This is a genomic window from Catenibacterium sp., assembly GCF_052354645.1.
In the GTDB taxonomy this organism is placed as follows: Bacteria; Bacillota_I; Bacilli_A; order Erysipelotrichales; family Coprobacillaceae; genus Catenibacterium; species Catenibacterium mitsuoka_A.
The window spans coordinates 1-7,540 of the sequence record NZ_DAWDDM010000083.1; the positions used below are offsets into that span (position 1 = coordinate 1).

The following is a 7,540-nucleotide window of genomic DNA, read 5'->3' on the forward strand; positions in this document are numbered from 1 at the left end:
ACTACCAATCTATAATATCACAGCCCCTCTATTTAAACAGTGGTATCTAAAAAAAACGTTTAATTGATATAATAACTATATTATTATGATATAGGTAAGGAGAAAGATTATGACTGAAAAAGAAAAAATGTTGAAAGAAATGTTGTATAATGCCAACAACGATAAAGATCTACTTAAAGAAAGAGCAATCGCAAAAGATTTATGTTTCAAATTTAATCAACTGATGCCTTCTGATACAGTAAATCAAAAAAAGATACTCCATCAATTATTAGGACCTATAGATGACTCTACTTGTATTATGTCACCGTTCTGGTGTGATTATGGCTATAATATCAAAATAGGTAGACACTTCTTTGCGAACCATAATACAGTGATACTAGATGGCGCAGAAGTAACTTTTGGAGATAATGTCTTTATCGCACCTAACTGTGGATTCTATACTGCAGGACATCCAATTGATACAAAACGTAGAAATCAAGGACTAGAATATGCTTATCCTATTACGATAGGAAATAATGTCTGGATTGGTGCAGGTGTTCAGGTGATGCCTGGAGTCACTATCGGAGATAATGTTGTCATTGGTGGAGGCAGTGTTGTTGTAAACGATATTCCTAGCAACAGTGTAGCCGTAGGTAATCCATGCCATGTGATAAGAGAAATCACTGATAAAGACGAACAAACAAATTGGAATCATAATTAAAAAAGGATGTCACTGACATCCTTTTTAGTCATTTTGAGGCATAAAACCAGATAAGCTTTCAGCCAATGTAGAAATAGGCATTGTCTGTACAATTACATGACCTGGTCCCTTGACTACTGTGTTAAAGAATCCTTCTCCTCCTAGGAACTTATTCTTTATACCTTTTACAGAAACAACATCAATATGACAAGATGAACTCATTGCGACAAGATTACCTGTATTCACAACCATCTCTTCACCAGGATTTAAGTCATATTCTATAGCTGTACCATCTATCTCAATAAATAGTAAACCTGAGCCAAAATATCTATTCATGATGAACCCTTCGCCACCAAAAAATCCTATTGTACCTTTTTTAGAAAAAGAGATTTCTCTTTTTACTGTTTCTTCACTTGCAAGATAAGAAGACTTCTGAACAATAATATCTCCCTGGCTCACATCATACACAAGTATGTCACCAGGAAAAGAAGATCCTAAGGCAATCATGCTCGGCTCGGTTGCTGTATATTTATTCAAGAAAAGTGTTTCTCCTGAAAAAGCACGGCCAAATAGAGATTTCATACCACCTGATACAGTATCCATAGTTAGAGCTGGTTTCATCCATACCATTGCGCCACTATCTGTCAAAATAGATTCGCCTTGATCTAGATGAAGGATTGCGACAGGAAGTGGTTTTCCTTTAATTTCATACTTCATACAATCATCTCCTACTGATCTAATTTTAATTCATTAATTGCATCTGCTAAACCATCAGCATCTGGGTCCTTGAAGAAACATGTTCCAATAGCTTTTAATTTATCTGGGGCATTCTCCGCAACGACACCAATTTCACATGTATCAATCATCTGGAAATCATTCATAGAATCTCCAAAACCGATTGTATCCTTCATATCTCCATGATAATAATCTACAACACGTTTCACACCATCTGCTTTTGTGCAGTTCTTTAAGATGATTTCACCATTAATGAAATCATCTTCATATTTAGAGAATGTCACAATATTAAACATTGGTGCAATATACTTTACACAATCATAAAAAGCGATAGGATCAGGGGCAATAAAACCAATCTTAGTGACACCTGTCTTTTCTAAGTCAAATTGAGAGACAGGAATACGGTTTTCTTCCTGACGTTTTAATTCAAAGAATCTCTGTAATTCTACATTATCCCCAAATTCCTTATTGTGTCTCTTGTCAAAGAATTCATTCACACCTGGTGTCTGATAAATCGCATGTTCAGTTTCTAGACAGAATAAGATACCATGATTCACAAAGAGTGTCATCATTTCTGAAAGAGTATATTGATCCATATAGTTCTTAAAGATATACTTCCCATCTACCTGGACAAATCCTCCTGCACTTGCCACAATACCATCAATAGGTAATGCTTTAACATCACCTACAATAGAAGTAGGTGCTCTACCTGTACATAAGAATACTTTATTTCCCGCATTCTTTGCTGCTTGAATGGCTTCTTTTGTTTTTTCTGTTATATGTCTTGATTTTCCTACTAATGTACCATCAATATCAAAAAATAAAAATTTACTCATATACTACTCCATAATTTCATCAATCAATATAGGTTTTTCTACCTTTTCTTTACTAAAATGGAATGCACTTAATAATTCTTCTTTTCTTTCTTTTGTCCATTTACCATTATCATGAACAGTCACTAATGGTTCTCCCTGTTCTACATAATCACCAATCTTCTTATGTAGAATTAAACCAACGCTATGATCAATTTCATCTGTGACTGTTTCTCTTCCTCCACCTAGACGCATTGATACTAGTCCAAGAGTTAATGCCTCTAGATCTTCAATATATCCTGTTTCAGGCGCATAAACATCAAATATATGTTCAGCCATTGTAAACTTTTCAGGATAAAGAATATAATCGCTGTCTCCACCCTGTGCTTTTACCATTGCTTCTAAAGCATGTAATGCTTTCTTAGAAGAAATGGCTTCTTCTAGCATCTTTCTTGCTTCAGTCACTGTTTCTGCCTTTTGTGCCATCATCAACATTGTACTTCCTGCAGTTAAACATAATTCTAATAAATCCTCAGGACCATTGCCATTAAGTGTTGCAATCGCTTCTTTCACTTCTAATGAATTACCAATTGCATAGCCCAAAGGCTGGGACATATTAGAAATAGTGGCTCTTGTATCCTTATGAAGATGCTGACCAATTGTGATCATTGTACGAGCAAGTTTCTTCGCGTCCTCCAAGTTCTTCATAAAAGCACCATCACCATATTTGACATCAAGTAAAATTGCATCACTGCCTGCAGCTAACTTCTTACTCATAATAGAAGAAGCAATCAAAGGAATAGACTGAACAGTTCCAGTGACATCTCTTAATGCATACATCTTCTTATCTGCAGGATCAAGAGACGCTGTCTGACCAATAATAGCTAAATGAATATCATTCACCTGTTTAATAAAATCTTCTTCATTAACATAAATATTAAGTCCTGGAATAGACTCCATCTTATCTAGAGTCCCACCTGTATGTCCAAGTCCTCTACCACTCATCTTAGCGACTGGTACACCACATGCAGCTACCATTGGACCTAATACTAAAGATGTCTTATCACCAACACCACCAGTAGAATGCTTATCTACTTTAATACCATGAATACCACTTAAATCAATCACATCACCACTATGCATCATTTCTAAAGTCAGCTGGGCTGTTTCGTGATCTGTTAATCCATTAAAGACAACAGCCATCAAGAAAGCACTCATCTGATAATCAGGAATATCACCTTTTGTATATTCCTGGATTAATTCATGAATTTCTTCATCAGTTAATACTACATTATCTTTTTTCTTTTCAATAAGATCTACCATTCTCATAAATGTCACCTACTCAAACTGAGTTCCTACCTCGAATATATTCTTACCATTTAAATAATCCTTTACAGACATACGTTTCTTACCAGAAAGCTGTATCTCTGTAATCACAAATACACCATCTTCTACCTTTACACCGATTGCATCCTTAAAGATCTTAACGATAGTACCGTTCTTTTCATCTTTATGATGTTCCTTGGCATTAGGGCAGTTATGAATTTCACCCTTATAGATTTTTACAACCTGTCCATTATAAGTTGTAAATGTACCTGGATGAGGATATAAGCCTCTTACATGATTAAAGATTTCTCTTGCTGTCTTGTTCCAATCAAGTCTTTCATCTTCTCTTTTAATAATAGGTGCATAAACAACTTCATCAGGATTCTGTGGAATTCTATCATTTGTTTCATCAAAGATAGATGGTAATGTATCCTTTAATAATTCAGCACCAATATCAGTTAAACGATCATATACAATTTCTAAGTTATCATCATCTGTAATTGGTGTGGATTTTTGAGAGATAATATCACCTGCATCCATCTTTTCTGCCATATACATAATAGTCACACCTGTTTCTTTGCGACCATCAATAATAGCGCGATGCACTGGTGCCCCACCACGATAAAGTGGTAATAAAGACGCATGGACATTCACACATCCTAGACGTGGTGCTTCTAATACAGCAGTTGGGACAATCTGTCCATAAGCTGCAGTAATAATTAAATCAGGCTTTAGATCTAAGACTGCCTGATAGTCATTTCTAATTCGTTCTGGCTGTAATACAGGAATATCATGTTTTAATGCTTCCTGTTTCACATCACTCATAGTGAGTACTTTCTTTCTTCCTACATAACGATCTGGCTGAGTGACAACACCCACAACATCATATTTATTTTCTAGTAACATCTGCAGTACTTTTAATGAAAAAGATGCAGTTCCCATAAAAACTATTTTTTTACTCATAAAATTCCTCCTGTAATTACTTTATAATTATAACATACTCATTTTATAAGTGCTACCACACAGGAAAAACCAAAAAAACTATTGCAATCATCTAGCATTTTTGGTATTATAGTTCAGCAAACTATAGAACGAGGTGAGATTATTATGGCAAACATGAAACAGCAGATTAAACGTTATAAAAACGATAATGAAAAAAGATTAGCAAACAACGCAGTAAAGAGCGCTTTAAAGACTTCAATCAAGAAAGTATTAAACGCTGTAGAAGCTGGTGACAAAGAAGTTGCTGCTAAGGAATTTAGCGATTGCACAAGACAGTTAGATGCATCTGTAACTAAGCATATCCATCACAAAAACTATGCTAGCAGACAGAAAGCAAGACTTCAGAAGAAAATTAACTCAATCGGATAGTTGATAGAGTTTTCTATATGAAACATAAACATCCAGCATTTTGCTGGATGTTTTCTTATGCCTTGCATTTAGGGTGTAAGTTTCTTAAAATATAAAGTGCGAGGTATAGAAATATGTTAAGAGAAGAAACAAGAAGTGTACAGGTAGGCAATTTAACTATCGGTGGTAATAATCATGTAGTGATTCAGTCTATGTGTAATACTAAGACTAAGAATGTAGAAGCAACTATTAAACAGATTAATGCGTTAGAACAAGCAGGTTGTGAACTTGTAAGAGTAGCTGTATTTGATAAAGAGGATGCTTATGCGATTAAAGAGATCAAGAAAGGGATTCATATTCCTTTAGTGGCTGATATTCATTTTGATTATAGGCTAGCTCTTATTGCTATAGAATCTGGTATTGATAAGGTACGTATTAATCCTGGTAATATTGGTTCTATCGAAAAGGTAAAAGCAGTTGTAGATGCATGTAAAGAAAAACATATCCCTATTAGAATTGGAGTTAATGGTGGTTCTTTAGAAAAAGAGATTCTAGAAAAATATGGAGAACCTACACCTGAAGGTATGATTGAATCTGCAATGAAACATGTAAAGATTCTAGAAGATTTAGATTTCCATGATATCGTTATTTCATTAAAGTCTTCTAATACAATGTTGACTATTAAAGCGTATGAATTAGCGTCTAAAACATTCCCTTACCCTTTACATGTAGGTGTCACTGAAGCAGGTACTGCCTTAGGAGGCACTATTAAGTCTGCTTTAGGTATTGGTACATTATTATATGAAGGTATTGGAAATACTATTAGAGTATCTTTAAGTGATGATCCTGTGGAAGAAATTAAGGTTGCTAAGATTCTATTAAAGGAATTAGGTTTATTAAAGGGTGTCCCTACTCTTGTATCATGTCCTACTTGCGGTCGTATTCAGTATGATTTGATACCTATTGCTAAAGAGATGGAAGATTTCTTAAAGGATATTCATCTCGATATTACAGTCGCAATTATGGGTTGTGCAGTAAATGGTCCAGGTGAAGCACGTCATGCTGATATAGGTATTGCCGGTGGTGTTGGTGAAGGTCTTCTTATTAAGCATGGTGAGATTGTAAAACGTGTTAAACAGGAAGATATGGTGCAGACACTTAAAGATGAAATTTTAAAGATGGTTGAAGAAAAAAGCGAGTAATTAATAAAACTCGCTTTTTTTACGTTACGTTAGATTTTCTATTTTATTATATATTTTGTGGATCTACCTTTTCCTTGAATCAGTACAACTCCCTTTTTCTCTAGTATTTTCAATAGAGAAGAGACTTTTGATTTACCAAAAGGTGTACTTGGTACTATTTCACTAATAGATTTTAGGACTGTTTTACTTAACGCTTTTAAAACAAGATGCTCATCATCTGTTAAATCAGAAATATCTTCAAAAACAGGCAATTCAATCTTTATAGTATTTTCTGATACTTCAAAACGAGGTTTCACAAAACTACTTTCATATAATTGTTTGATTCGTGTAATACCTGTTCCAAATATTTCTACAAATCCTAATCGATAGAATACATTCGCAAGATTTCTATTTCTTAAAACAGATGTTTTACCATTCAAATACTCTTCTTCAGAAATTCCTGTTGGTAGTCCACCCGGAGACACTATATCGATATGATTATCAAACATAGATATTCTAATATGAGAATTCACATCCCACATCCTATGAATAAGTCCATTCGCAATAGCTTCTCTAAAAGCTGCTTCTGGTATTTTTTCGACATTCTTTCTTTCAGATCCTTCTATCACTTCATATCTATAATAATCTCTAAATACCTCAAGCGATTTCTTATAGATTTCTAGAATAGACATATGATCAAATGTAATTCTTTTCTGAATAACACTGATATTTTCTCCAAATTTTATAATATCAACTCCAGGAAAATCATTAGTATCCGCTAATAAACCAGCTGCGTTATTATATCCATTATTATTGTCATAGAGATTAAGAGTTTTTAATGTATCGAGATTAAACGAACTGATTTGAATAGTTTTTTCTAATTGTTCTTCAAGAAAATGAAAAGTAAGATTCTGATCTTTGTATGGTAGTTCTTCAAAACTAATATTTTTCCCTTCCAATACAAGCCTTGAAAACTCTAATGTATCTACTTCTATAGTTGCAGAATCATTACGCTTATATGCTTTTGATTTATATAAGTATGGTTTCTGTAATCCACTTTTCACAATAAGTTTTATAGTCTTGTTTACTTCATTTGGTTCAAGTACATAATCTGGTTGCGGAGAAATAGTATCATTAATTTTGTTTTCAATATCTAAACACGCCTTGATTATATCTGACAACCCTTTAATATTGCCATCATCGTCAACTCCAAACAAGATTGTTGCACCATCATAGTTTGAAAAAGGACTAACTGTTTTCAAGAAAGTACTTGTGATTGTTTCTTTAAACTCTAGATTTCTTGTTTCACGCATATTTCTATCTCCTTTCCTATTCTACTACTTTAAGTATAATTAAAAAAGAGCGTAAATTCAATCGAAAACTTTTTCGTCCAAATTATTTCAATCGTAAATCAGAAAAAACACCCTTTTTGTATGATTTCCGAGCGAATAATACAC

Annotated in this window: 8 protein-coding genes; 3 read left to right on the top strand and 5 right to left on the bottom strand. The window is 33.9% G+C overall.

The features are described from left to right. Positions 1-109 precede the first annotated feature (109 nt). A complete protein-coding gene (locus ACT8VG_RS05180; RefSeq protein WP_187011542.1) occupies positions 110-700 on the top strand; it encodes a sugar O-acetyltransferase in 591 nt (196 codons plus the stop codon). Positions 701-724: 24 nt separating this feature from the next. Here ACT8VG_RS05180 and ACT8VG_RS05185 read toward each other — a convergent pair whose 3' ends face one another. From ACT8VG_RS05185 to fmt, 4 genes are read right to left on the bottom strand one after another with little or no spacing between them, the layout of a single operon-like run. Then, positions 725-1,396, bottom strand: coding sequence for a TIGR00266 family protein (locus tag ACT8VG_RS05185; protein WP_022424649.1), 672 nt, complete (start codon positions 1,394-1,396; stop codon positions 725-727). A gap of 11 nt (positions 1,397-1,407) precedes the next feature. Next, complete coding sequence (locus tag ACT8VG_RS05190; RefSeq protein ID WP_187011541.1) at positions 1,408-2,250, bottom strand: Cof-type HAD-IIB family hydrolase; 843 nt, start codon at positions 2,248-2,250, stop codon at positions 1,408-1,410. 3 nt (positions 2,251-2,253) lie between these two features. Continuing rightward, complete coding sequence (locus ACT8VG_RS05195) at positions 2,254-3,555, bottom strand: pyrimidine-nucleoside phosphorylase (RefSeq protein WP_187011540.1); 1,302 nt, start codon at positions 3,553-3,555, stop codon at positions 2,254-2,256. Between the two features lie 9 nt (positions 3,556-3,564). Then, positions 3,565-4,515, bottom strand: a complete 951-nt coding sequence (fmt, locus tag ACT8VG_RS05200; RefSeq protein WP_187011539.1) for a methionyl-tRNA formyltransferase — start codon at positions 4,513-4,515, stop codon at positions 3,565-3,567. Between the two features lie 144 nt (positions 4,516-4,659). Here fmt and rpsT point away from each other — a divergent pair, with 144 nt between their 5' ends. Next, positions 4,660-4,923 (top strand): 30S ribosomal protein S20, encoded by a 264-nt coding sequence (gene rpsT, locus ACT8VG_RS05205; protein ID WP_055234210.1) that lies wholly within the window; start codon positions 4,660-4,662, stop codon positions 4,921-4,923. A gap of 113 nt (positions 4,924-5,036) precedes the next feature. After that, positions 5,037-6,104 carry a flavodoxin-dependent (E)-4-hydroxy-3-methylbut-2-enyl-diphosphate synthase gene (ispG, locus tag ACT8VG_RS05210; RefSeq protein WP_117459534.1) on the top strand — a complete coding sequence of 356 codons (1,068 nt, stop codon included), beginning with the start codon at positions 5,037-5,039 and terminating at the stop codon, positions 6,102-6,104. A 38-nt stretch (positions 6,105-6,142) separates the two neighbouring features. Here the strand turns inward: ispG and ACT8VG_RS05215 are convergent, their stop codons facing one another. Beyond that, on the bottom strand, positions 6,143-7,396 hold the full coding sequence (locus tag ACT8VG_RS05215) for an ATP-binding protein (protein WP_444195336.1): 1,254 nt from the start codon (positions 7,394-7,396) through the stop codon (positions 6,143-6,145). Between the last annotated feature and the right edge of the window lie 144 nt (positions 7,397-7,540).

Bases quoted from the DNA above. Each gene is read 5' to 3' on its own strand.
- ACT8VG_RS05180 (WP_187011542.1), top strand. From the start codon at position 110: ATGACTGAAAAAGAAAAAATGTTGAAAGAAATGTTGTATAATGCCAAC.
- ACT8VG_RS05185 (WP_022424649.1), bottom strand. From the start codon at position 1,396: ATGAAGTATGAAATTAAAGGAAAACCACTTCCTGTCGCAATCCTTCAT.
- ACT8VG_RS05190 (WP_187011541.1), bottom strand. From the start codon at position 2,250: ATGAGTAAATTTTTATTTTTTGATATTGATGGTACATTAGTAGGAAAA.
- ACT8VG_RS05195 (WP_187011540.1), bottom strand. From the start codon at position 3,555: ATGAGAATGGTAGATCTTATTGAAAAGAAAAAAGATAATGTAGTATTA.
- fmt (WP_187011539.1), bottom strand. From the start codon at position 4,515: ATGAGTAAAAAAATAGTTTTTATGGGAACTGCATCTTTTTCATTAAAA.
- rpsT (WP_055234210.1), top strand. From the start codon at position 4,660: ATGGCAAACATGAAACAGCAGATTAAACGTTATAAAAACGATAATGAA.
- ispG (WP_117459534.1), top strand. From the start codon at position 5,037: ATGTTAAGAGAAGAAACAAGAAGTGTACAGGTAGGCAATTTAACTATC.
- ACT8VG_RS05215 (WP_444195336.1), bottom strand. From the start codon at position 7,396: ATGCGTGAAACAAGAAATCTAGAGTTTAAAGAAACAATCACAAGTACT.